The sequence below is a fragment of the Streptomyces sp. G45 genome (genome assembly GCF_049542095.1).
Lineage (GTDB): Bacteria > Actinomycetota > Actinomycetes > Streptomycetales > Streptomycetaceae > Streptomyces.
This window is the reverse complement of sequence record NZ_JBMUZU010000001.1, coordinates 4,818,287-4,842,255: the sequence shown is the minus strand read 5'-3', so window position 1 is coordinate 4,842,255 and position 23,969 is coordinate 4,818,287. Positions and strand designations below refer to the sequence as shown.

General features: G+C 72.3%; 20 protein-coding genes and 5 tRNA genes. 13 read left to right on the top strand and 12 right to left on the bottom strand.

Translation table 11 applies throughout. From position 1 onward, the window contains the following. Positions 1-18 precede the first annotated feature (18 nt). The 4 genes from ACOBQU_RS20265 (at position 19) to ACOBQU_RS20250 (ending at position 2,564) form a co-directional block, all read left to right on the top strand. Positions 19-1,200 (top strand): helix-turn-helix domain-containing protein, encoded by a 1,182-nt coding sequence (locus ACOBQU_RS20265; RefSeq protein WP_423628737.1) that lies wholly within the window; start codon positions 19-21, stop codon positions 1,198-1,200. Between the two features lie 346 nt (positions 1,201-1,546). Then, complete coding sequence (locus tag ACOBQU_RS20260) at positions 1,547-1,894, top strand: hypothetical protein (protein ID WP_423628736.1); 348 nt, start codon at positions 1,547-1,549, stop codon at positions 1,892-1,894. Then, positions 1,894-2,088, top strand: a complete 195-nt coding sequence (locus ACOBQU_RS20255) for a hypothetical protein (RefSeq protein ID WP_423628735.1) — start codon at positions 1,894-1,896, stop codon at positions 2,086-2,088. Before ACOBQU_RS20260 ends, ACOBQU_RS20255 begins: the two co-directional genes overlap by 1 nt. Beyond that, the gene (locus ACOBQU_RS20250; protein ID WP_423628734.1) at positions 2,085-2,564 is read left to right on the top strand and encodes a hypothetical protein; all 480 of its coding nucleotides are present in this window, start codon (positions 2,085-2,087) and stop codon (positions 2,562-2,564) included. The genes ACOBQU_RS20255 and ACOBQU_RS20250 overlap by 4 nt, the downstream gene beginning before the upstream one ends. Positions 2,565-2,638: 74 nt before the next feature. On the opposite strand, the gene ACOBQU_RS20245 is transcribed toward ACOBQU_RS20250, so the two are convergent. The 7 genes from ACOBQU_RS20245 to ACOBQU_RS20215 form a co-directional block, all read right to left on the bottom strand. Continuing rightward, on the bottom strand, positions 2,639-2,773 hold the full coding sequence (locus tag ACOBQU_RS20245; RefSeq protein ID WP_423634612.1) for a helix-turn-helix transcriptional regulator: 135 nt from the start codon (positions 2,771-2,773) through the stop codon (positions 2,639-2,641). A 150-nt stretch (positions 2,774-2,923) separates the two neighbouring features. Beyond that, positions 2,924-2,996 (bottom strand) — tRNA-Lys (locus ACOBQU_RS20240). A 125-nt stretch (positions 2,997-3,121) separates the two neighbouring features. Then, positions 3,122-5,434, bottom strand: a complete 2,313-nt coding sequence (locus tag ACOBQU_RS20235) for an FG-GAP repeat domain-containing protein (protein ID WP_423628733.1) — start codon at positions 5,432-5,434, stop codon at positions 3,122-3,124. Further along, positions 5,368-6,315: a hypothetical protein gene (locus ACOBQU_RS20230; protein WP_423628732.1), complete on the bottom strand. Its 948-nt coding sequence runs from the start codon at positions 6,313-6,315 to the stop codon at positions 5,368-5,370. Before ACOBQU_RS20230 ends, ACOBQU_RS20235 begins: the two co-directional genes overlap by 67 nt. Positions 6,316-6,514: 199 nt before the next feature. After that, complete coding sequence (locus ACOBQU_RS20225; RefSeq protein WP_423628731.1) at positions 6,515-8,815, bottom strand: DEAD/DEAH box helicase; 2,301 nt, start codon at positions 8,813-8,815, stop codon at positions 6,515-6,517. 712 nt (positions 8,816-9,527) lie between these two features. Next, positions 9,528-10,088 carry a hypothetical protein gene (locus ACOBQU_RS20220; RefSeq protein ID WP_423628730.1) on the bottom strand — a complete coding sequence of 187 codons (561 nt, stop codon included), beginning with the start codon at positions 10,086-10,088 and terminating at the stop codon, positions 9,528-9,530. Between the two features lie 187 nt (positions 10,089-10,275). After that, positions 10,276-10,626, bottom strand: a complete 351-nt coding sequence (locus tag ACOBQU_RS20215) for a metallopeptidase family protein (protein WP_423628729.1) — start codon at positions 10,624-10,626, stop codon at positions 10,276-10,278. Positions 10,627-10,692: 66 nt separating this feature from the next. Here ACOBQU_RS20215 and ACOBQU_RS20210 point away from each other — a divergent pair, with 66 nt between their 5' ends. The 4 genes from ACOBQU_RS20210 (at position 10,693) to ACOBQU_RS20195 (ending at position 12,703) form a co-directional block, all read left to right on the top strand. Next, positions 10,693-12,330, top strand: coding sequence for a metallophosphoesterase family protein (locus tag ACOBQU_RS20210; protein WP_423628728.1), 1,638 nt, complete (start codon positions 10,693-10,695; stop codon positions 12,328-12,330). An 82-nt stretch (positions 12,331-12,412) separates the two neighbouring features. Then, positions 12,413-12,485: transfer RNA gene (locus tag ACOBQU_RS20205), tRNA-Glu, on the top strand. A 40-nt stretch (positions 12,486-12,525) separates the two neighbouring features. Next, positions 12,526-12,600, top strand: a tRNA-Asp gene (locus tag ACOBQU_RS20200). Between the two features lie 29 nt (positions 12,601-12,629). Beyond that, a tRNA-Phe gene (locus ACOBQU_RS20195) sits at positions 12,630-12,703 on the top strand. Between the two features lie 124 nt (positions 12,704-12,827). Here ACOBQU_RS20195 and ACOBQU_RS20190 read toward each other — a convergent pair. The 3 genes from ACOBQU_RS20190 to ACOBQU_RS20180 are packed head-to-tail and all read right to left on the bottom strand — an operon-like array spanning position 12,828 to position 14,974. Continuing rightward, complete coding sequence (locus tag ACOBQU_RS20190) at positions 12,828-13,643, bottom strand: cytochrome c biogenesis CcdA family protein (RefSeq protein WP_423628727.1); 816 nt, start codon at positions 13,641-13,643, stop codon at positions 12,828-12,830. Then, positions 13,640-14,512 (bottom strand): DsbA family protein, encoded by an 873-nt coding sequence (locus ACOBQU_RS20185; protein ID WP_423628726.1) that lies wholly within the window; start codon positions 14,510-14,512, stop codon positions 13,640-13,642. Before ACOBQU_RS20185 ends, ACOBQU_RS20190 begins: the two co-directional genes overlap by 4 nt. A gap of 60 nt (positions 14,513-14,572) precedes the next feature. Beyond that, the gene (locus ACOBQU_RS20180; protein WP_423628725.1) at positions 14,573-14,974 is read right to left on the bottom strand and encodes a hypothetical protein; all 402 of its coding nucleotides are present in this window, start codon (positions 14,972-14,974) and stop codon (positions 14,573-14,575) included. Positions 14,975-15,078: 104 nt separating this feature from the next. Here ACOBQU_RS20180 and hrpA point away from each other — a divergent pair, with 104 nt between their 5' ends. The 3 genes from hrpA to ACOBQU_RS20165 all read left to right on the top strand — a co-directional run bounded on the left by hrpA (position 15,079) and on the right by ACOBQU_RS20165 (position 19,817). After that, a complete protein-coding gene (gene hrpA / locus ACOBQU_RS20175; RefSeq protein WP_423628724.1) occupies positions 15,079-19,020 on the top strand; it encodes an ATP-dependent RNA helicase HrpA in 3,942 nt (1,313 codons plus the stop codon). Between the two features lie 142 nt (positions 19,021-19,162). Continuing rightward, a tRNA-Asp gene (locus tag ACOBQU_RS20170) sits at positions 19,163-19,237 on the top strand. A 211-nt stretch (positions 19,238-19,448) separates the two neighbouring features. After that, entirely contained in the window at positions 19,449-19,817 is a 369-nt protein-coding gene (locus ACOBQU_RS20165; protein ID WP_423628723.1) for a DUF6274 family protein, read from the top strand. Between the two features lie 419 nt (positions 19,818-20,236). Here ACOBQU_RS20165 and bldC read toward each other — a convergent pair whose 3' ends face one another. After that, positions 20,237-20,443, bottom strand: coding sequence for a developmental transcriptional regulator BldC (bldC, locus tag ACOBQU_RS20160; protein WP_003949541.1), 207 nt, complete (start codon positions 20,441-20,443; stop codon positions 20,237-20,239). A 571-nt stretch (positions 20,444-21,014) separates the two neighbouring features. Next, entirely contained in the window at positions 21,015-21,860 is an 846-nt protein-coding gene (locus tag ACOBQU_RS20155; RefSeq protein WP_423628722.1) for a hypothetical protein, read from the bottom strand. A gap of 269 nt (positions 21,861-22,129) precedes the next feature. Here ACOBQU_RS20155 and ACOBQU_RS20150 point away from each other — a divergent pair, with 269 nt between their 5' ends. Together ACOBQU_RS20150 and ACOBQU_RS20145 are read left to right on the top strand one after the other, a co-directional pair. Further along, positions 22,130-23,215, top strand: a complete 1,086-nt coding sequence (locus ACOBQU_RS20150) for a Leu/Phe/Val dehydrogenase (protein WP_423628721.1) — start codon at positions 22,130-22,132, stop codon at positions 23,213-23,215. A 418-nt stretch (positions 23,216-23,633) separates the two neighbouring features. After that, positions 23,634-23,891 carry a DUF3073 domain-containing protein gene (locus ACOBQU_RS20145; RefSeq protein WP_423628720.1) on the top strand — a complete coding sequence of 86 codons (258 nt, stop codon included), beginning with the start codon at positions 23,634-23,636 and terminating at the stop codon, positions 23,889-23,891. Positions 23,892-23,969 lie beyond the last annotated feature (78 nt).

The following is a 23,969-nucleotide window of genomic DNA, read 5'->3' as shown; positions in this document are numbered from 1 at the left end:
CCCCGAACTGGAGCCCGTATGCCCGCCGACAGCAAGCGCGAAGTAGGCCGCCGCATCGCGACCATCCGCCACGCGCGCCGGATGACCCAGACAGACCTCGCCCGCACCGCGTACCTCTCCCTCGCCACGATCAAGGCGATCGAGCGCGGCGCCCGCGCGCCCAGCGATGGATCTCTCGAATCCATCGCGGCCGCGCTCGGCGTGGACCCTGGGCGCCTCATCACCGGCGACACCATCACCCTCAGCCGCATCCGTATGGCCATGCCCGCCATCTCCGCATCCATCGCCGCATACGACATCCCCATGAGCCCGCCACGCCGTACGCTCTCCGAGCTACACGCCGCAGCCGACGAGGCCGTCAACTGGCGCCTCGCCGCGCAGTACACCCGCATCGCCAAGCACGCCCCCACGCTGCTCGACGACGCCCTCCGGTCCCTGCACCACACGACGGGCCCCGACCAGCGGCACGCTGCACGCTTACTCGTCGGGATCGCACGAGCCGCCGACGCCGTCGCCTACAAGTACGGGCACCACGACCTCTCCGCGCGCCTCATCGAGCTGATGCGCTGGGCAGCACGCCACGCCGAGGACCCGCTCGTCGACGCCAGTACCGCCTACGTGCGCACCGAGACGTTCTTCGCCGCTCACGCCTACGCCCCCGGCTTGCTTGCCCTGGAGCAGGCCATCGACGCCAGTTCGTCGCCGACCGGCCCGGAAGGGCAGGCTGTCCTGGGCGCTCTGCACATGCGCGCCGCGGTCATCGCCGGGCGCGCCCAGGACGCTGACGCTGCGGACACGCACCTCACGGAGGCCCGCCGTCTCGGTGACGCTGTGCCTGAGGACGAGTACCACGGCACCGCGTTCGGCCCCGACTCCGTGCGCATCCACGAGGTGTCGGTGGCCGTAAGCCTCGGTAGCGACCACGTCGGCCGCGCCCTTGATGTGGCCAGCGAGTGGACCCCTCCCGGTGACCTACCGGCCGAGCGGCAGTCCAGCTTCTGGATCGAACTTGCGCGCGCCCAGCTCTGGGCCGGGCTGACCGACGACGCGTGGGAAAGCTTGCAGGTCGCCCGCCTTGTCGCCCCGCAGCACACCCGCGGGCACCCGTGGGCCCGAGAGACCGCGGCCACGCTACGGCGCCTGCGCCGTGCAGACGCTGAGGAACTGACGGCCTTCGCCGAGTGGATCGGCGCCGTGTAGGGCACCGGACGGGGGACTGGAAGGGATACACCCTGTAGTCCTTGTGGCCCTTGCAGGCGCCCATCATCTGTCTGTCCACGGACGTCAGGCAGATGGGAGTGGGGATGACCAGGGCGAAAGCCGTCGCGCCGATCCGGGTCGAAGGACGGGTGAGTATCGCTCGTCAGCACGGCCGCGCGTGCTGGGACTGCGGCACCGTCAGCAGGCGCCTCGTACCGGCCGGGCACGTCATGCTCCGCAGCAGCAGCCGTACATGGCCCATCGTGAGCTGCCGCTGGTGCCTCGCAGGAGGTGCCGCGTGAGAGCCGCCGTGAGAGCGCAACTCCCGTGGCTGCCGCCCACGGGCATGGTCTGGCACGTCGAGGCAGGCGTCCACTTCGACGCTGTCCGCACGCCCCGCACGCTCGGGCTGCGGACCATGGACACACTGGGCGATGCGTGCGGGGCCGTGATCTGCGACCCGTGGACGCGCATCCACTACTTCCTCGTGCCGCCTCAGTCGACTGAGGGCTGGGCATTGCCTCAGACCGTGCCGTGCGGAATGGCCACCTACATCGTCGTGCCTCCGCTGGGCGCGTCGGAGCCTGCCCTGCACTGGGCGGCGGAGCCGTCGACCCCACGCGTACTGACCGATGTGGAGCGGCTGCGAGGAGCGGTGCAGCAGGCGCTCAACACTCAGAGGAGGGCGGACTGATGACGGCCGCCGACCTGCCCGCGCTGGAGGACCGCGCCCAGCGCGCGTACGACGACCTCATGGCCCACCTGAAGGCCTGCTCCGAGTGCGCCCACAGCCCGAACGGCTGCCGCACCGGCGCCCTCCTGCGTCGAACGGCGCGCGACGCCAAGAACGTCGTACTGCGCGTCCGCCGCCTCGCGAGGCGGCGGTGACCAGTGCGCACATCGTGGCGAGCCTGCTGCTGACCATCGTGGAGCGCGGTCCCGCGCTCACCCTTCTCCAGACCCAGGGCAACCAGTGCGTGTGGTGCCCACAGCAGCTGCTGCCTGGCCGAGGTGTCGACCTCGGAGGTGACCAGGGCTGGCGCCCCCACGCCTGCCGACGGTGCCACGCTCTGCGCACCCGGGTCGTGGCCACCTATGTCGCCTGGAACGACCACATAGTGGACTGCGCGGTCTGCACGCACGGATGCTGCGCGACGGCGGCCACGCTCCGCATCGCGCACCTGGCGGCCCGCCAGCGCATCGACCGCAGCTCGGCCTGGTGCCTGCACTGCGAGACGCTGATCCGCGACGGCGCCTTCCGGCCGTACCTCTGGAAGAGCCAGCGCGGCCCCGTGCTCAGCTACGCGCACGCCCGCTCGTGCCCGGCGCCCCCCGCTGAAGCGCGTGCCTCCCACCCCGTGTGACGCCAGCGGAAGAGGTCAGCGAGCGGGATTCCGAGCGCGTCAGCGAGGCGGAAGAGGTAGTCGAGGTAGTCGAGCTAGTCGAGGCGCGGGCTTACGTGCCCCTGCTCCAGGCGGTTGACCGACTGACGGTCCAGCCCAACTCGCTCGGCGAGCTTCTCCTGGGTCAGGTCCGCGTGCAGCGGCGCGGCACGGTGCGCGGCCGCCCGCACAGACGCGGGCCCACCTGGAGGCACCCCGATCAGGCCGGTTCTCCATGATCCCCGGCACTTCGGCCGAGCACGGGCCGAGCCAACGATCTCCAAGGCCTCGAATTCAGCAGAAGGCCCCAGGTCATGTACCTCTGACCCGGGGCCTCGCCGTAGACCGTGTGGGACTCGAACCCACAACCAATGGATTAAAAGTCCACTGCTCTGCCAATTGAGCTAACGGTCCTCGCCGACACGGTGTCGGCGCACCCCTGAGCATAGCCGCCGCGCCTTCGGCATCCGATGGGGTATCGGATACTGCCCGGGCGCGTCGCCCGGCGGGGCTCGGGGCTCCGCCGGGCGGTGGGGGTGTCAGGAGAGGCGCTGGTACGCCCCCCAGCGGTCGGCGATCTTCGTGCGGGTGGTGAACGTGCCGTCGCCGCGGCCGTCGAAGCGGTAGAGCGCGCCGGAGGTGTGGCGGGCGACCAGGTCGGCGCGGCCGTCGGACGTGAGGTCACCGGCGCCGACGACGGCGTCGTACGCGCCCCAGGCCGAGGACAGCCGGACGCGGTCCTTCAGCGTGCCGTCGCCGCGGCCGTCGTAGCGGTACAGCGTGCCGTTCCTGTGCACGGCGAGGACGTCGCCGACGCCGTCGCCGTTCAGGTCGCCCGCGCCGACCAGCCCGCTGTACGACGACCAGGACGAGCGGATCTTCCTGCCGGGGGCCAGGCCGCCGTTCGCGGTGGCCGCGAAGACGTGGACGTCACCGGTGGACGCCTTGCGCGCGAGCAGGTCGGCGCGGCCGTCGCCGGTGAGGTCTCCGGGGGAGGTGAGGACGTCGTAGGCGTTCCAGCCGGTGCCGAGCGCGGTGTGGCGGGTCGACGGGGTGAGGGGCTGCCCGCACGCGGGGAGGTAGGCCCGCAGGGAGCCGTTGGGCATGCGGACCAGGACGTCGTTGCAGCGGTCCTTGTCGAGGTCGCCGACGGGCACGGCGAGCGTCTTCGCGGGCCAGCCGGGGCCCGGGACCTTCCCGGAGAGGCCGCCCCTGCCGTTGCCGGTGTGGAAGGTCAGCGTGCCCGAGGCGTTGAGCGTGAGCAGGTCGCCGGTCCCGTCGGGGTCGGCGGGCAGGCCCGGGCCCGTGTGGTCGTGGCGCACGGGCTGCCCGTGGCGCAGCCCGACGGTGCCCGTGACCGTCAGGGGCTCCCGCGGTCCGGTGGCGGGGCGCAGGGACAGCGTCCATCCGTACGCCCCGTTGGGGAGGTACCGCGAGCCCGGAGCGCGGTCGTCGGTGCCGTGCCAGCCGACGCTCAGGCGGCCCCGCGCCGGGCCGCCACGGCCGGTGTGCACGACGGTGCCGGTGGCCTTGTCGCGGACGGTCAGCTCCCAGTCGGCCACGGGCCGGGACGGCAGCACCTCGGTGAGCGTCTGCGGGGTGGCGTCCGCCTTGGTCGCGTACAGCCGCTCGGCGCTGTCCGCCGGTGCCAGCAGGCCCAGCGGCTGCGCGGGCCCGCCGGTGGTCACCACGTGCACCCGCTCCCGCGCGTCGACGTACGCGGCGAGGCCGCCGGTCCTGTCGACGGTCCAGCGCACGTGGCGCTGGGAGGCGCCGGTGTCGGGCAGGTCCCCGAGGGGCCGCGTGACGGCGGTGCCGCCCGTCACGGAGGTGAGGCGCAGCTTCCCGGCCTCCTTGTCGTGCGTGACGACGTGGCCGTCGCCCAGGAGTGCCTCTCCGGCGGGGACGGCGACCGACTTGTTCCTCGTGCGGTCGAACACGCCCGCCGGGCCGTCCGCGCCGCAGCTCCAGTACAGGAAGCGGCCCACCGCCTGGAGTTCGTCCGGCGAGCAGGGGGCGTCGGTGGTGAGGCCCGGCGCGGGCTTCCTCGCCGTCAGGTCGTACGCGTCGATCGCGCCCGGGGCGCGGCCCGCGGTCCACAGCACGTCGCCCCAGAGGGCCGCGGCGCCCGGGGCGCGCTTCACCACCGGGTCGGCGTGGTTGCCGAGGCGGTAGACGTGCTGCTCTCGGTCCGCCGTGTAGATCACGTACGCCCCTGAGGTGTCCGTGAGGGCGCCGCCGTCCGGGACACGGTGCTCGAAGAAGTCGGTGCGGCCCGGTCCGTTGGCCCGGAACCGGTCGCCGGTGCCCTCTCCCCGCGACACCCAGGCGATGCGGCCGTCGGTCAGGCCGTGGAGCTGGCGGCAGCCCACGTCCCGTACGGAGCAGTGGCCGTTCGGAGTCGGCGAGCCGTCCCTCAGGAAGCGGGAGCGGCCGCCGACCTCGGGGGCCCCGCCGGACGGCCGGGCGGTCACCTCGCGCACGTACGGATGCCAGTCGCCGCTCGACGCGTCGGCGGTGAGGAGCCTGCCCTGCGCGAGGGCCAGGCCGGAGATCGCGGCCGCCGGGCGGGGCAGCTCCCTGGCCACCGCCGCCTCGGGGCGTGCGGCGCCGTCCGCGGTGATCCGCCGCAGGGCCCGGCCGTCGCTGTCCTCGCTGATGACGACGGCCGTGCCGCCGGGGCCGTTGGCGAGGGCGGGGCCGTGCGCCCGGGGCACCAGCGTCACGGGGGTGCCGCCGCCGATCGGGACCGCTCTGACCGTGCTGGCGACCCGGCCGTCGGGGGTCAGGTACACCAGCCAGTCGCCCACGACCGCGAGGTCGTTCCCGACGGCGAAGGCCGGGGTCTCCATCCGGGTCGGCACGGGAGCCGCGGCCAGGTCGGAGCGGTCGAGGACGAGGGCGGTGGGGTCGTCGCGGCGGTACAGCGCGACGTGCTCCCCGACCAGGCCGCGTGGTACGGAGCGCCGCCGGGCAGCGGCGCCGACACGGCCCCGACCTCGCCGGTCCGCGCGTCGACACCGATCAGCCGGGCGGTGCCGCCGACCTCGCCGCGGAAAAACAGGGACGTCGCGTCCCCGCCCACCAGCTCGCCGAACGCGCCGCCCTCGGGCAGGCCGCGCACGGTGACGTCGCGCGTGGCGCCGTCCTCCCCGGGGGTCAGCAGGTGGTGGCGGGCGCCCGCCTCGGCAGCGGTCGGCGCCGTGGAGGTGACGACCGTCGTGCCGTACGCCTCCACGTAGTGCTGTCCCTGGGGGATCCGCAGCGTGCGCGACGTGCGGCGCACCGCGTCCCACAGCTCCACCTCAGAGTCGCGGGTCTGGCGTACGAGGGTGTCGCTGCCGGTGCCACGGGCGGCGGGCGGGGTCATGCCCTCGGGCGCGGGGAACGTCTCACCGTCCGCGTAGCGCGTCCAGACGAGGCCGCGGTGGCCCTCCAGCCTGTGGAACACGCCCTGGGCACCCGCGCCCTCCGCTCCCCTGCCGTTGTTCGCGGCGAAGAGGCTGACGGACACATGGCCGACCCGCCGCGCCGCCGGGACCACGGTCTCGTCGCCCGGTGGCTCCGGCGCCGCCGCCGCGGTGGGCGACAGCGGTCCGAGCGTGGCCGCGAGGGCGGCGCAGGCCGTGGCGGCGACGCCGAAGCGCCGGGCTGCTCGACGGCCGACGCGTCCGACGCTTCCGACGCGTCCGGCTCGACGGCGTACTAAGGCCACGAGGGCATAGCGGTGCACGAGGTCCCCTCCCTGCGGCCCGGCTCCCCACCAGGCCGTGAACTCACTGTGCACAGACAGTAACAAGCGGCACTGACAACGGCACGGGAATTTGACGCGGCAAGGTCAAAGACCGACGCGGCGAGCCCCCAGCGAAAGGCCCCCACGGCGAAGGCCCCCGCGGCAGGTGAGCCGTGGGGGCCTTCGTCAGGTCGGCGTGTCAGCCGTTGCGCTTCCAGCGGGGCTTGTCGTCGCGGCGGCCGAAGGAGCCGCCGGAGCGGTGGTCGTCGCGGCGGTTGTACGACGGGCGGTCGTGGCCGCCGGAGCGGTAGCCGCCCGAGGGGCGGTCGTCGCGGCGGTCGCGGTTGTACGGGCGGTCGCTGCCGCGGTGGCCGGACGGGCGGTCGTCGCGGCGGAAGCCACCGCCGCGGTTGTCGTCCCGGCGGAAGCCACCGCGGTCGTCACGGCGGTCCCGGTCGAAGGGGCGGCCGCCACGGTCGTCGCGGCGGAAACCGCCACCACGGCTGTCGTCCCGACGGAAACCACCACGGTCGTCACGACGGTCCCGGTCACGGTCACGGTCGCGGTCCCGGTCGAAGGAACGGGCCCCGCGGTTGTCGTCCCGGCGGAAGCCACCGCGGTCATCGCGACGGTCCCGGTCGAAGGGGCGGCCGCCACGGTCGTCGCGGCGGAAACCGCCACCACGGCTGTCGTCCCGACGGAAACCACCACGGTCGTCACGACGGTCCCGGTCACGGTCACGGTCGCGGTCCCGGTCGAAGGAGCGGGCCCCGCGGTCGTCGCCCCGGCGGTCGCGCTCGTAGTTGCCGCGCTCGTCGCGCTGCGGGCGGCGCTCCTCGCGGAACGACGGGCGCTCGGCGCGGTCCGCGTGCTCGGTGCGGTCGGCGGCGGCCGACTGCTCCGGCACCGACGCGTCGGCCTCGGCGATCGCCTGCTCGGCGGCCTCGGCCACGGCGGCCACCGCGGCCTCCGGGTCCTCGCCGCGCTCGCGGGCGGCGCGCGCCGTCAGGCGGTCGGCCTCCTCGCGCAGCTCGCTGGCGCGGCGCTGGGCGCGCTCCAGCTCCTTGGTGAGCTGGCGCACCTCGCGCTCGGCCTGCGAGGCCGCGTTGCCCGCGGACTCGGCCTGCACCTCGGTCATGGAGCGGGCGCCGGTGATCTCGGCGACCTCCGGGTCGAACGCGCCGCCGCTGTTGATGATGTGGCGCGAGGCGTCGACGCCCGCGTCCTCCATGAGGCGGAAGATCTGGCGGCGCTGGTGCGGCAGGGAGAGCGAGACGACCGTGCCCGCGCGCCCGGCGCGCGCCGTGCGGCCCGCGCGGTGCAGGTAGTCCTTGTGGTCACCGGCCGGGTCCACGTTCAGGACCAGGTCGATGCCGTCGACGTGGATGCCGCGGGCGGCGACGTCGGTGGCGACGAGGACGTTGACGTACCCGTCCTTGAAGTCCGCGAGGGTGCGGGTGCGGGCGCCCTGCGTCATGCCGCCGTGCAGCGCGTCGGCCTTCACGCCGGAGTCGCGCAGCTGCTCGGCGACGCGGTCCGCGCCGAGCTGGGTGCGGACGAAGATGATGGTGCGGCCCTTGCGGGAGGCGATCGCGGAGGTGACCGGCGCCTTGTCGCGGGGCTTCACGATCAGGATGTGGTGCGTCATCGTCGTGACGGCGCCCTGCGCGGCGTCGACCTCGTGCGAGACCGGGTCGTTCAGGTAGCGGTCGACGAGGGTCTTGATCTCGTTCTCCATGGTCGCGGAGAACAGCATGCGCTGGCCGCCCGCCGGGACCTGGTCGAGCAGCTCGGTGACCTCGGGCAGGAAGCCCAGGTCGGACATCTGGTCGGCCTCGTCGAGTACGGCGATCTGCACGTTCTCCAGCGAGCAGGCGCCGCGGTTGATGATGTCGCGCAGGCGGCCAGGGGTGGCGACGAGGATGTCGACGCCCTTCTCCAGGGCGTAGATCTGGTTGCCCATGGACGTGCCGCCGCAGACGACCTTCATCTTCAGGCCGAGCACGTCGCCGTACGGCTGGAGCGCGTCCGCGACCTGCATCGCCAGCTCGCGGGTCGGGGTGAGGATGACGGCGCGGGGCTTCTTCTTCTCCGTGTGGCCGCCCGCGAGGGTGGCCAGGGTCGGCAGGCCGAAGGAGAGGGTCTTGCCGGAGCCGGTGCGGCCACGGCCGAGGATGTCCTTGCCCGCCAGGGCGTCCGGGATGGTCGCGGCCTGGATCGGGAACGGGGTGTGCACGCCGTTGCGGGCGAGCTTGCGGACGACGGCGTCGGGCAGGCCGAGGTCGGCGAAGGTGATGCCGGGCTCGTCCTCGGAGTCCGAAGCGCCCTCGGCGGCGTCAGAGGTCTCCACGACCTCTTCAGCCTGCACGGCCTCTACGGCCTCTACGGCGTCTGCGGCCTCTACGGCCTCGGTGGTCTCAGGGGCCTCAGTGATCACGACGGCCTCGGGGGCCTCGTCCTGAACCTGGGCAGCGTCGACGTCAAAACTGGAAACGGACATGCGAAATGCGAAACCTTCCGGAGTCTCGGCACGCGCCCACAACTCCGTGATTTCGCAATGGACCGCCTCTATGCGGTCAGCCACGGCAAGGGAGAGTACGCGCCACGCGGCGCTCTCTTCGACGGCGCCGGGCAAATGGGATCAAACGATCTACCACCATACGCACCCACCACCCTGCTTGGCAAATCCCCCTCCCCTCCACAACGACGCAGGGCACGCACAGCCCGCCCGACAGGGGATAAGCCCGTCCGGCGCTTGAGGACAAGCGCACCAGCGCGATGAGGGACAGCCGGGCGGGAAGCCAGCCCACCCAGCGGGGCACGAAGCCCGCCCGGCAGGTGACGAAGCCCCCGCCAGGAGAAAAAGCCCGTCCGGCGCTTGAGGACAAGCGCGCCAGCGCGATGAGGGACGGCCGGGCGGGAAGCCAGCCCATCCGGCGGAGGAGGAAGCCCGCCCGGCGGGGGAAGAAGCCCCCGGCAGGTGACGAAGCCCGCCAGGGCACGAAGCCCGCCCCGCAGGAGAAGAAGCCCCCGCCAGGAGAAAAAGCCCGTCCGGCGCTTGAGGACAAGCGCGCCAGCGCGATGAGGGGCGGGTGGGCGGGGAGCAAGCCCGCCCGGCAGGGGACGACGCCCCACGGCAGGGGACGAAGCCCGTCCGGCGTTTGAGGACGAGGCGCGCCAGCGCCGACGGCGGCTCAAGGCGCCCCGCCAGCCTACGCAGGGCCCGCCTCAGGCGACGGCTCCCCCTGCCCCACCGGCCCCGCCGCCTCCCCGTGCGCGGACGACGACGGCTGCGGCGACGGCGGATCGGGGGACGGCGAGGGCGGGTCGGGGGACGGATCGGGCGTCGGCGTGGTCCTCGTGGGCCGCGGCCCCGGCTTCGTACGGGTCGGAGCGGGCCGCCCCCTGGTGGGCTCGGCGGTGGCTCCGGTGGTCCGCGAGGGCTTGGTGCCGGGCGACGCGCCGCCGTCGTCGCCGGGTTCGGCGGAGGCCCTGCCCTCGGACTCCTCGGCGCCCTCGCCACCCTCGCCGCGCTTGTCGCCCGCGCCGCGCCCACCGCCCTTGCCACCCTTGCCGTCGGCGGCCCGGCGCCCCCCGTCCTCGTCGGGCAGCACCGTCCCCCCGTCGGGGGCGGCGGCCCCGCTGCGTCCCCCGGCGGACTTGGCGGGCACGGGGCCGCCGCTGCCGTCGTCGCCGATGCTCATACAGCCCGCGGTCGCCACGACGGCCACCACGGTCGCGGCCCATCGGACGGAAACGTAGACATGGCGCACGGCCGAGCACCTCCGAGGCGCAAGGGGAAGGGACGCCCTGCCCAACTCCCGCGCACCACAAGAGGACACGGACCCGGAACTCACGCCCCCGAGCACCGCCCACCGGCGCGACGCCCCACCGGCGCGACGCCCCACCGAGGCGGCACCCCACCCGCGCGGCACCCCACCAGCGCGACGCCCGCGCCCGTCACCCGTACCCCAGCGCGTGCAGCCTCTCGTCATCGATCCCGAAGTGATGCGCCACCTCGTGCACCACGGTGATCTCCGTCTCCGCCACGACGTCCTCGCGGGACTCGCACATCCGCAGCGTCGGCCCCCGGTAGACGGTGATCCGGTCGGGCAGCACCCCGGCGTACCACTCGCCGCGGTCGGTCAGCGGGGTGCCCTCGTAGAGCCCGAGCAGCTCGGGGTCGTCGCTCGGGGGCTCGTCCTCGACGAACACCGCCACGTTGTCCATGAGCCTCGTCAGCTCGGGCGGGATCCGGTCGAGCGCCTCGGCCACCAGTTCCTCGAACTCCTCGCGCGTCATCTCCAGCACAGGACCATTGTCGACCGTCGATCACCGACAGGCATAGCCACCTCTCCGCCTGGGCATACGCGCCCAATGGGGCGCGACGTCACGGTCGTTCTGCGGATCCCGCGCAGCCTGTGCGGGCCTCCCCGCGCCGCCCTCGGCCGCCTGGTGAGCCGCCTGAGCCGGCTCCGGTCCCGCCGGGGCCACCCGGGCCGCCCGGGCCGCCGGGCCCGCCGGGGCCCGGACAAGGAGCAGCCGCCCCTCGCCCTCACCGCCGCCCCCGGCCCCCCGCACCCGTACGCCCGCGCCCTCGGCCTCTGCGTGACCGTCGTGCTCGGCGCCTGGCTCGGCCTCCTGGTCGTCGGCAGCGTGCACACGCCCGTGGGGCCGATGGAGACGCGCATGCAGCTGCGCCCCTCCCTCACCGGCGGCACGAAGATCGACGTCTCCCCGCTCGGCTCCCTGGAGCTGCGCTCGCACACCGCGCCCATCCGCCTGGACGTCGACGTGGACCGCCTGGACCCGGTGCGCTCCGAGGCCCTGGTCAACCACCCCGAGCGGCTCTCCGGCCTCCAGGAGGAGGTCGCCGACGACGTGGTGCACGGCACGGTCGAGCTGGCCGTGCGCTCCTGCGTCGCCGTCGTCTCCGGAGCCACCGCTCTCGGCCTCGCCGTCTACCGCCGCCCCCGCCGCGCCCTCGCCGCGGGCGGCCTCGCGCTCGCCCTGCTCGCGGCCTCCGGCACGGCCGCGTACGCCACCTGGAACCCGAAGTCCGTCCTGGAGCCCCGGTTCTCCGGCCTGCTCAGCAGCGCGCCCTCCGTCGTCGGCAACGCCCGCAACATCGTCAGCGAGTTCGACGTCTACCAGCGGGAGCTGGCCCGCCTCGTCACCAACGTCACCAAGCTGTACGACGCGACGTCCACGCTCCCCGCGTACGAGCCCGACCCGTCCACGATCCGGCTGCTGCACGTCTCCGACATCCACCTCAACCCCGCGAGCTGGAAGATCATCGCCTCGCTCGTCGAGCAGTACGACATCGACGTGATCGTCGACTCCGGCGACACCATGGACCACGGCACCGCCGCCGAGAACGCCTTCCTCGACCCCATCGAGGACCTCGGGGCGCCCTATGTGTGGGTGCGCGGCAACCACGACTCGCGCACCACGCAGCGGTACATCGAGAAGCTCGACAACACCCACGTCCTGGACGACGGCAGGCCCGTGAACGTCGCGGGCCTGCGCTTCGCCGGGATCGGCGACCCCCAGTTCACGCCCGACCGCTCCACGAAGCCGGAGGGCAACCCGGCGGAGGAGGTGGCGGGCATCACCCTCGCCTCCTCGCTGCGCGCCCAGGCCGCTGAGGGCACCCCCGTCGACATCGCCGTCGCCCACAACCCGGCGGCCGCGCGCGAGACCGACGGGGCCGTGCCGCTCGTCCTCGCCGGACACGTCCACCACCAGGAGATGGAGGTCATGGAGAAGGGCACCCGGCTGCGCGTCGAGGGCTCCACCGGCGGCAGCGGACTGCGCGCCGTGGAGGGCGAGCACCCCGATCCCGTGGAGACCTCCGTGCTCTACCTGGACCGGGCCACCAAGCGGCTCCAGGCCTGGGACGAGATCAAACTCGGTGGGCTGGGCCTGACGAAGGCCGAGGTCAGCCGCCATCTGCCGAAGGAGAACCAGCCCGGAGCCGAGCCGTCCACACCCCCGCCCGCACCTCCGCCGTAAACCGTTTTGGCGATCCATCCCCGCATCCCATATGCTTCTCACGTCCCCGACGCGCTGCGAAGCGCCCACGGCGGGCCTCTTAGCCCTCATCGTCTAGTGGCCCAGGACGCCGCCCTTTCAAGGCGGTAGCACGGGTTCGAATCCCGTTGGGGGCACGCAACACCTTGTGCGAGACTGGTTCCCGCACAAACGCTTGGTCCTGTGGAGCAGTTTGGAGTGCTCGCCACCCTGTCAAGGTGGAGGCCGCGGGTTCAAATCCCGTCAGGACCGCTGGAGTTTTGTTTCACGTGAAACTCCGTGGCTGGGTAGCTCAGTTGGTACGAGCGTCCGCCTGAAAAGCGGAAGGTCGCCGGTTCGACCCCGGCCCCAGCCACCGCCGAAAGGCCCCGTCCCTCGGACGGGGCCTTTCGCATGTCCCGGATCGAGACATGGGTACGGGGGTGAGGTGGGCGCCCCCTGCGAGGGCGCCCACCGCGGGCAGCGGAGAGCCGCCCAGGTCAGCGGTCGCGCACCCGGCGCGCGACCACCGCTCCCGCGATCGCCACCACCACGACCAGGACCAGCCAGTCCGGCACGCCGTCCCCCACGCGCCCCACCCACTCCTGCACCGCGAACGACTCGTCCACGCCGACCGGTGACGGGAGGGCCGCCGCGCCGTCGTACAGCAGGAAAAGGGAGCCGAGCAGCACGAAGAACAGGCCGGACAGCACGGACGTGGTGTGCAGCTCGAAGCGGCCCACGCGGAACACCCGCCCCCGCAGCCACCTGCGCCGCCCCAGGTCGAACCGCTCCCACAGCACGGCCAGCACGAACAGCGGCACCGCCATGCCCAGCGCGTACACGGCGAGCAGCGCGCCCCCGTACACGGGGCTCCCGCTGTACGCCGCCACGGTCAGCACGCTGCCGAGGATCGGCCCGGCGCAGAACCCGGCGAAGCCGTACACCGCGCCCAGCGCGTACACCGACACCGCCGTCGTCGGCCGGATGCGCCCCGACAGCTCGGCGAGCCTGCGGGAGGCGAAGCCGAGGCCCACCACCTGGGCGACGCCCAGCGCGATGATCAGCCAGCCCGCCCAGAGCACCAGCTCCTGGCGGTGCCCGAAGAAGAAGCGCCCCGCGGTGGACCCGGCGACGCCCAGCGGCACGAGCGTCGTGGCGAGCCCGGCGTAGAAGATCCCGGTGCGGGCGACCAGCTTCGACGTGGAGTCGATGGAGTACGCGAAGAACGCGGGGAGCAGCAGCGCGCTACAGGGGCTGATCAGGGCGAGCAGCCCGGCGAGGAACGCGGCGAAGTACCCGACGTCGGCACTCACTTCGCGCCGCCGTCACCGTCGCCGCCGTCCTTGCCAGCCTCTTCGGCCTTGCCGCCCTTGCCGTCGCCTCCGCCGCCGTCGCCGTCGTCCTTCCCTGAGGGCTTCGGCGCCACGGCCGCCGCCATGTCGATGGCCCGCTCAAACACCGACCGCGGCTGCGCCCCGGCGATGGGCTGCCCGTTGACCAGGAACGACGGCGTGGACGTGGCGCCGATCCGGTAGCCCTCCTCCTGGTCCTTCTTCACGGCCGCCTTCGCCGCGTCGCTGTCCGCGTCCTTCAGGAAGCGCTCCACGTCCTTGACCCCGGCCTCGCGCGCGAGCGCCTTCAGGCGGTCGTCGCCGAAGCCCTTCTCCTTGGCGCCCTCGGCGTACGCAGCCTCGTGGAACTGCCAGAACCTGCCCTGGCGGCCCGCCGCCCAGGCGCCGCGCGCCGCCCGCTCGGAGTCCTCGCCGAAGATCGGGAAGTTGCGCCACTCGATGCGCAGGACGCCCTCGTCGACGTACTTCTTCACCAGGGCGGGCTCGGTGTCGCGGGCGAACTTGCCGCAGAAGCCGCACTTGAAGTCCGCGAACTCGATCATGACGACGGGCGCGTCCGGGCGGCCCTGCGCGAGCGGGTCGCCCGCGTCCCGGCGGGCGAGCTTCTCCAGCTCCGGGTAGACGCCCTCGCGCTCCTTCCCGGCGCCCGCGCCCTTCTCGGCGGAGGCGACGGACGGGGTGTCCGGCTTGGTGGCGGTGTACGAGGCGACGCCGAGCGCCCCGGCGGCCACGGCCACGAGGGCGACGAGCGCGACATTCCTCTTGGCGTTGCCCCGGGCGTTCTTCTTGGCCGCACCCGCGGCCGCGGGCTTCTTGCTGCTCGTGGACATGCTGACGCAGTTCTCCTGTTGTTGCGTACGACGATGAGGGGACCCTGAAGACAGGGGTCCCTACACCCGCAGCACGGAGAGGCCCACCGGCGTCGGCGGCGCGACCGGCGGCGGCGCCCGCAGCGCCCGCGCGACGGCGATCACGTCCTGGTCGGCGCCCCACGCACCCCAGTCGCCGGACAGGGCACGGGCGTCGTACGGCGCGGGCAGCAGCTCGGACGCGGGGCCGGGGCGCGGCGGGACGGCGGGCCGCTGCCCGGAGTCCGCCTTGCCGCCCGGACCGCAGCCGGGCGCCCCGCTCCCGTCGGCGTCCTGGGCGAACACGGCCGCCGGGGGCGCCGCCCGTTCGGCCGCCACCGCCGACGCCCGCTCGGCGGCCACCGCCGGGCCGCACACCGACCCGAGCACCGCGAGCAGCACCGCCACCAGGGGGCACCACCGCGTACGCGCTCGGGACAACATGCCCGGAATGGTACGTGCCGGGGTGTGCGCCCCGGGAAGCACGGGACGCGCCCCGCGAAATCGGTTCGCCACCTCCGAGCGCCGGGTGAGATCCTGGATCGCGTATGTCTACGCATCCCGCCCTCACCCTCGACGCCCTCGCCCCCCGCCTGTCGGCGCTCTCGCTGCGCGATGAGCACCGCATCGGCAGGCGGCTCGAAGGTGCGCGCCGGATCCGCAAGCCCGAGGCCCGCGCGGCCGTCCTCGCCGAGATCGCGCGGGACGTCGAGCAGGCCGAGGCCAGGATGGCGGGCCGCGCCGACGGCGTGCCCGCGATCACGTACCCCGAGCAGCTGCCCGTCAGCCAGAAGAAGGACGCGATCCTGGCGGCGATCCGCGACCACCAGGTGGTGATCGTCGCGGGCGAGACCGGCTCCGGCAAGACCACGCAGATCCCGAAGATCTGCCTGGAGCTGGGCCGCGGCGTGCGCGGTCTGATCGGGCACACGCAGCCGCGCCGCATCGCCGCCCGCACGGTCGCCGAGCGCGTCGCCGACGAGCTGGACACGCCGCTCGGCGAGGCCGTCGGCTGGAAGGTCCGCTTCACCGACCAGGTCAGCGGCGACACGTACGTGAAGCTGATGACGGACGGCATCCTGCTGGCCGAGATCCAGACGGACCGCGAGCTGCGCGCGTACGACACGATCATCATCGACGAGGCCCACGAGCGCAGCCTCAACATCGACTTCCTGCTCGGCTATCTCGCCCAGCTGCTGCCGAAGCGCCCGGACCTGAAGGTCGTCATCACCTCCGCGACCATCGACCCGGAGCGCTTCTCGCGGCACTTCGGCGACGCCCCGATCGTCGAGGTCAGCGGGCGCACGTATCCGGTGGAGGTGCGCTACCGCCCGCTGTTGGAGGAGGACGGCGACGACCCCGACCGCGACCAGATCACCGCGATCACGGACGCCGTCGAGGAGCTGATGGCCGAGGGCAAGGGCGACATCCTGGTCTTCCTCTCCGGCGAGCGCGAGATCCGCGACACGGCGGACGCGCTGGAGAAGAAGAAGTATCGGTTCACGGAAGTGCTGCCCTTGTACGCGCGGCTCTCGCACGCCGAGCAGCACCGCGTGTTCCAGCCGCACACGGGCAGACGCATCGTGCTCGCCACGAACGTCGCCGAGACCTCCCTCACCGTCCCGGGCATCAAGTTCGTCATCGACCCGGGCACGGCCCGCATCTCCCGCTACAGCCACCGCACCAAGGTGCAGCGGCTGCCCATCGAGCCGATCAGCCAGGCCAGCGCCAACCAGCGCAAGGGCCGCTGCGGCCGCACCAGCGACGGCATCTGCATCCGGCTGTACTCCGAAGACGACTTCAACGCCCGGCCCGAGTTCACGGACGCGGAGATCCTCCGGACGAACCTGGCCTCCGTCATCCTCCAGATGACCGCCGCGGGGCTCGGCGACATCGAGAAGTTCCCCTTCATCGACCCGCCGGACCACCGCAACATCCGCGACGGCGTGCAGCTCCTCCAGGAGCTGGGCGCCCTCGACCCCGCGCAGAAGGACCCGCGCAAGCGCCTCACGCAGGCGGGCCGCAAGCTGGCACAGCTGCCCGTGGACCCGCGCCTGGCCCGGATGGTCCTGGAGGCCGACAAGAACGGCTGCGTCCGCGAGGTCATGGTGATCGCCGCCGCCCTGTCCATCCAGGACCCGCGCGAGCGCCCCGCCGACAAGCAGACCCAGGCCGACCAGCAGCACGCCCGGTTCAAGGACGAGACCTCGGACTTCCTGGCGTACCTGAACCTGTGGCGGTACGTGCGCGAGCAGCAGAAGGAGCTGGGCTCGTCCGCGTTCCGCCGCATGTGCAAGCGGGAGTTCCTGAACTTCCTGCGCATCCGCGAGTGGCAGGACATCTACACCCAGCTGCGGACGGTCGCCAAGCAGATGGGCATCCACCTGAACGACAGCGACGCCCCCGAGAAGCAGGTGCACATCTCGCTGCTCGCCGGGCTGCTGTCCCACGTGGGCATGAAGGACGTCAAGGACGGCGCGAAGAACGAGTACCTGGGCGCGCGGAACGCCAAGTTCGCGATCTTCCCGGGCTCCGCGCTCTTCAAGAAGCCGCCGCGCTTCGTGATGTCCGCCGAGCTGGTGGAGACCTCACGCCTGTGGGCGCGGGTGAACGCGCGCATCGAGCCGGAGTGGGTCGAGCCGCTCGCCCAGCACCTGCTCAAGCGCACCTACAGCGAGCCGCACTGGGAGAAGGACCAGGCGGCCGTGATGGCGTACGAGAAGGTGACGCTGTACGGCGTCCCGCTCGTCACCGACCGCAAGGTGAACTACGGGCGGATCGACCCCGAGGTCTCCCGCGACCTGTTCATCCGCAACGCGCTCGTCGAGGGCGACTGGCGCACGCACCACAAGTTCTTCGCCGACAACCGCAAGCTGCTCACCGAGGTCGAGGAGCTGGAGCACCGGGCGCGGCGCCGCGACATCCTCGTCGACGACGAGACCCTCTTCGACTTCTACGACCAGCGCGTCCCCGAGCACGTGGTGTCGGGCGCGCACTTCGACTCCTGGTGGAAGAAGAAGCGGCAGGAGGAGCCGGAACTGCTCGACTTCGAGCGGTCCATGCTCATCAACGAGCGCGCCGGGGACGTCTCCAAGGACGACTATCCGGACTCCTGGCGTCAGGGGCCGCTGAAGTTCAGGGTGACGTACCAGTTCGAGCCGGGCGCGGACGCGGACGGCGTGACCGTCCACATCCCGCTCCAGGTGCTCAACCAGGTCTCCCCGGAGGGCTTCGACTGGCAGATCCCGGGCCTGCGCGAGGAGGTCGTCACGGAGCTGATCCGCTCCCTGCCGAAGCCGATCCGCCGCCACTACGTCCCGGCGCCGAACTACGCGAAGGCGTTCCTGGAGCGGGCCGTGCCCCTCCAGGAGCCGCTGCACGTGACGCTGGCGCGGGAGCTGCAGCGGATGGTCGGCGTCCCGGTCCACGGCGACGACTTCGACCTGAGCCGCGTACCCGACCACCTGAAGATCACGTTCCGGATCACCGACGAGCGGCGCCGCAAGCTCGCCGAGGACAAGGACCTGGAGTCCCTGAAGCTCCGCCTGAAGCCGAAGGCCCGCAAGGCCCTCTCCCAGGCCGCGGCGGCCACGGCGGAGCGCACCGGCGGCACCTCCGTCGAGCGCACGGGGATCACGGACTGGACGATAGGCACCCTCTCCCGCGTCTTCGAGACCCGGCGCGCGGGCCAGCCCGTGAAGGCCTACCCGGCCCTCGTCGACGACGGCGACACCGTCTCCGTACGCCTCTTCGACACCGAGGCCGAGCAGGCGCAGGCCATGTGGAAGGGCACCCGCCGCCTGATCCTGCGGAACATCCCGGTGAACCCCGCCAAGTTCGCCCAGGACAAGCTCACCAACCAGCAGAAGCTCGCCCTGTCCGCGAACCCGCACGGCTCCATGCAGGCCCTGTTCGACGACTGCGCGACCGCCGCCGCGGACCGGCTCATCGCGGACTTCGGCGGCCCCGTCTGGGACGAGGAGTCCTACCGCAAGCTGTACGACAAGGTGCGCGCCGAGATCGTCGACACGACGGTCCGCGCGGTCGCCCAGGCCCAGCAGGTCCTCGCCGCCTGGCAGGCCTGTGAGCGGCGCCTGAAGGCCACGCGCAGCCCGGCCCTGCTGGCGAACCTGACCGACGTCCGCGAGCAGCTCGACGCGCTCGTCAAGCCGGGCTTCGTCACGGAGACGGGGCTGCGGCGCCTGCCCGACCTGGTGCGCTATCTGGTCGCCGCGGACCGCCGCCTCCAGCAGATGCCGACGAACGCGCAGCGGGACACCACGCGCATGGAGAAGGTCCGCGAGATGCGCGACGAGTACGCGTGGCTCCTGGAGCAGTTCCCGCAGGGGCGGCCCGTCCCCCGGGAGGCCCTCGACATCCGCTGGATGATCGAGGAGCTGCGCGTCAGCTACTTCGCGCACGCGCTCGGCACGGCGCACCCCGTCTCGGACAAGCGGATCGTGAAGGCGATCGACGCGCTGGTTCCGTAGCCGCCGGAGCGGTGACGGGTAGCCGCCGGACCGGTGGTGAGCCGGTGACGGGCCGCTCACGCAGAGCGAGTTCGACCCGGGCGCGCACCTGCTGTACAGTCTCTTCTCGCAGCACAGAGCAACATTCGGAGCTGCGAAACCTGGTCCTGTGGAGCAGTTTGGAGTGCTCGCCACCCTGTCAAGGTGGAGGCCGCGGGTTCAAATCCCGTCAGGACCGCGTCAGCGGGTTGCCCCCTCGGGGGCAACCCGCTTTTCGTGTGCCCGCTCCTCGTAGGGGCGTTCGCCGTCGGCGGGCGCGGGGGCTCGTGTCGGCCTGTGCGGCTCGTTCCCGTGGGGCTCGGCTTGACGGGGTCACATTCCGCCGGTACCCCAGACAGCAGGGCGAGGGCCGAGGAGAGCGGGCCCACCGCCCCTGTGGAGGTGGGCCGATGACCGCACCCGCACGACCCGAGCGACCCGTGCGCCACGAGACCCGCGCCCTGTTGCGCGCGCACCTCGCGGCGGCGTCCGGCTATCGCCATCTGACCCGGCACTGCCCGATCTGTCACCGCCTGCTGCGGCTCGCCATGGAGACGGCCGTGGAGACGTCCGCGCGGGCACCCAGGAGGGCGCCCGGGGAGCCGCCCCAGAGGCGGCCATGGAGACGGCCGTGGAGACCGCCGAGGGCCCCGGAGAGCCCGAGAGGCGACCCGAGAGGCAATACGAGGACGAAAGTCCCCCCAAGGCATGACCAAAGCCGACGCGTGACCCACCCCGGCGATGGGAAGCTGACAGCCAGAACGGAATGTTCCCACTAGCGCAAGAGCGGCAAGGGCAACAAGATACGGAACGTGTGACGGTAGTCACCGGCCGGGTTTCCAAAAGTACGGAACTTACCCCCTGCCTACAACAGGTCAATCTAATATGTGCAATTGCACCACCCGGCCCATGCGCCGGTGGCGCACCGCTTCGGGAACGGCCTCAGGGATCAACAAGGCGGCGCACAGAGCCCCGGAACAGCACATGCGCGCACAGCAAAATCGCGCTGGACCCGGCGGAGTCCAGCGCGATCGACGACGTACCCAAGTGGTGCGGGCATGGGCCCCGTTGGGGCGGGATCCGTGTCGTATGGAGCTGTGTGTCGGACGGTACGGCCGGATTGGGGGACCCGGCTGCGGTGGAACCCTTCGCCCGATGTGGTGCTTTTACTGCGCTTTCACGGCGAAAACGCCGTGCCTCAGGCCTCGCTGCGCTGCTGCGGAATGCCCGCGAGCAGGGCGCGGACCTCGGCCTCGCGGTAGCGGCGGTGCCCGCCGAGCGTGCGAATCGACGTGAGCTTGCCAGCCTTGGCCCAGCGCGTGACCGTCTTGGGGTCGACGCGGAACATCGTGGCGACCTCAGCCGGGGTCAGCAGCGGCTCGGCATCAGGGGTGCGAGCGGTCATGAGCGGCCTCCTCGGGAGAACCGAACCTTCTCGGTTCATTCCTCTAAATTCTGCACCTTGACCCGCGTTGCCCGAAATGGCGGACGCGAGTCGAGTCGGTTATAGGACGAACGGCTTGTCCTCGGCACTACAACTACACCATCCGTCCAGCCGCGTCGGCCAAACCGATGGAATTGCCCTCCCAGGTGTCCATCAGCGACGGAAGCCGATGGACCATGCCATAGCGGACAGTCACGCCACAGTGACGATCAGTCACAGAGCGATCAGGAGTCAACAGACCCCCCATAGCGTGCAATGCTGAGCATTCCGCCCTTAGTTGGACGGATGGAGCCCTGTCCGGACTCCTTGTCCTATTTTGGCATGAGGAAGGCCGATCGGCGCAAGGGTCAGTTAAGTGCGGTCCATCACGCTTGAGGCAAAGGCCCGGATCGGGACCTACGTCCCGGCGGCGGGACACGCCGCGCCGCAGCACCCCGGGACGGCCCCGGACAAGGGGGAACGCCCAGGATGCACCAGACCGGCGGCAGTTGCCCCGGTCGAAGAGTCAAGGAAACGTCAAGGGAAGCCGACGTCAGTTCGAGAACTGCCGCTCGCGGACCGCGCGCCAGCGCTCCACGAGCCGCGCGTACGCCTCGCCCGCGCCCACCCCGTCGCCGTCGCGCAGCGCCTCGATCCCGGCCGCCACGTCCGCCGCCGAGTGGTCGCCGTCCAGGAACTCCTGCGGCAGCGCGTGCACCAGGCCGCCGTAGTCCAGCTCGACGAGGGAGCGCGGGTGGAACTCCTCCAGCCAGCGGCCCACGTCCACCAGGCCGTCGATCAGCGGCCCCTCGTCCATCGCCTCCCGCAGCGCCTTGAGGCCCCGCGCCACCCGGCGCCGCGCCTGCACCATCGGCGTGCGGTAGCGCAGCACCGGCGCCGCGCCGTCCCCGGCCCCCTCGTCGTAGAACCGCTCCTCGTCGGTGACGAGCACGAACCAGTTCAGCGGCACGTGCCAGGTGGCCGACCTGATCCACGGGCGGGCGTCGGGGTTCTCGGTGAGCCAGGCCTCGTAGTCCGCGGTGGCCTGGCGGCGCACCACCGGCGGCAGGACCGCGTCCAGGACCGGAGCGGGCAGCTGCCCGGCGAGGTCGCCGAGGGCCTGCCAGCCGCGCAGCCGGGTCCGCCACGGGCAGACGCACACCACGCCGTCGCTCTCCACCACGAACGCGTCCCGGCTCTCGTGCACCGGCACCGGGATCGGCGGCGTGGGCACCAAGTCCGCCAGAGAGGCCCGCAGTTCGTCCTGGTACGAGGGGCGCTCGGCGCGCCGCGCGTAGCGCGCCCAGTGGCTGCGCTCGGGCTCGGGGAAGGCGGCGAGGGGCTCGTACACGCGCAAGTACGACGCGTACGGGACGACCACCGATGACACCTTGGGCACGGCTCCTCCCCTCCCCCGCGCAGCGGCCGGAAAACACTGCGCATCGTGCCATGGCCGAACCCCGCCGCACTCCGTCGCGCACGTGCCGCCCCCGCGCCGGGTCGCCGCCGCGCACTCCGGGCGAGTGATCCTCCCGGGGACGGGACAGAGTGAAGCCGGGCACCGTGCGGCGGGAGGGACCCGACAGGCTCTACTCTCATGCCCAACGGGGCCCGCCACCCGCACGGGCAACCCGCCCAACCGCCGCTACGTAACCGGGAGTCACCACCGTGACCGATGTAACCGACGGCGTCCTGCACACCCTGTTCCACTCGGACCAGGGTGGCCACGAACAGGTCGTGCTCTGCCAGGACCGCGCCAGCGGCCTCAAGGCCGTCATCGCCATTCACTCCACCGCCCTGGGCCCCGCCCTGGGCGGTACGCGCTTCTACCCGTACGCCACCGAGGAGGAGGCCGTCGCCGACGCGCTGAACCTCGCGCGCGGGATGTCGTACAAGAACGCCATGGCCGGTCTCGACCACGGCGGCGGCAAGGCCGTCATCATCGGCGACCCGGACCGCGTCAAAAGCGAGGAACTGCTGCTCGCCTACGGCCGGTTCGTCGCCTCGCTCGGCGGCCGCTACGTGACGGCCTGCGACGTCGGCACGTACGTGGCGGACATGGACGTCGTGGCGCGCGAGTGCCGCTGGACGACCGGCCGCTCGCCCGAGAACGGCGGCGCGGGCGACTCGTCCGTGCTCACCGCCTACGGCGTCTTCCAGGGCATGCGGGCCTCCGCCGAGACGCTGTGGGGCGAGCCCACGCTGCGCGGCCGCACGGTCGGCGTCGCGGGCGTCGGCAAGGTCGGGCACATCCTCGTGGAGCACCTCGTCGAGGACGGCGCCGACGTCGTGATCACGGATGTGCGCGAGGACTCGGTGCTGCGGATCACGCAGAAGTACCCGCAGGTCACGGCGGTCGCCGACACCGAGACGCTGATCCGCCACGAGGGCCTGGACGTGTACGCGCCGTGCGCGCTCGGCGGCGCCCTCGACGACGACACCGTCCCGGTCCTCACCGCGAAGGTGGTGTGCGGCGCGGCCAACAACCAGCTCGCGCACCCCGGCGTCGAGAAGGACCTCGCCGACCGCGGCATCCTCTACGCGCCGGACTACGTGGTGAACGCGGGCGGCGTGATCCAGGTCGCCGACGAGCTGCACGGCTTCGACTTCGACCGCTGCAAGGCCAAGGCGTCGAAGATCTTCGACACCACGCTCGCCATCTTCGCGCGCGCGAAGGAAGACGGAATTCCGCCCGCCGCCGCGGCCGACAGGATCGCCGAGCAGCGGATGGCGGAGGCCCGCACGGCCCGCTGACGGACACCGCGGCCACGCGGGGGCGCCCTCGCGACTCTCGGGAAATCGACCGAAAAGCGCCCCTCGGCGCGTCCCTCGGATTTCCGGCCTTCCCGCGCCTTACGGGCGGGAATCCGGGGGGTGCGCGTTTCCGCCACCTCAGTCGTGGCGGCGGAAAAACCGGTGTGACGAGACGAGACTCACGCCCGCCGCCGTGTCGTCTGCCAAGAAGAGGTTAAAATCGCTGCTGACCAGCGAGGAAGGGGCTCCCCGCCGGTCGTGCGCCAAGGCGCGTCCTGCGGGCGACGTACCGTATGGCCGCAGGAACAGGTACCGTGGAAGCCCTACGGATCGGTCTCTCCATGGAGAGTCCGTTCCAGATCATGAACGCGTGTCAAGACTCTGGGGCCATGAGCCCCGATACCGAGGGGGTCGAGCCATGGGGCGCGGCCGGGCCAAGGCCAAGCAGACGAAGGTCGCCCGCCAGCTGAAGTACAACAGCGGTGGGACTGACCTGTCGCGTCTGGCCAACGAGCTGGGCGCTTCGACTTCGCAGCAGCCGCCGAATGGCGAGCCGTTCGAGGACGAGGACGAAGAAGACCCGTACGCGCGGTACGCGGAGCTGTACAACACCGACGACGAGGACGACGAGGACGCGGACGAGTCCGGCCCGTCGCCACAGCGCCGCGGCGCCTGACCTCGTACATCCGGTACGTCCCGCGGATTCCTCCGTTCGTCCCGCGGACAGCGGAACTCCAGAGGACGACAGCGATAC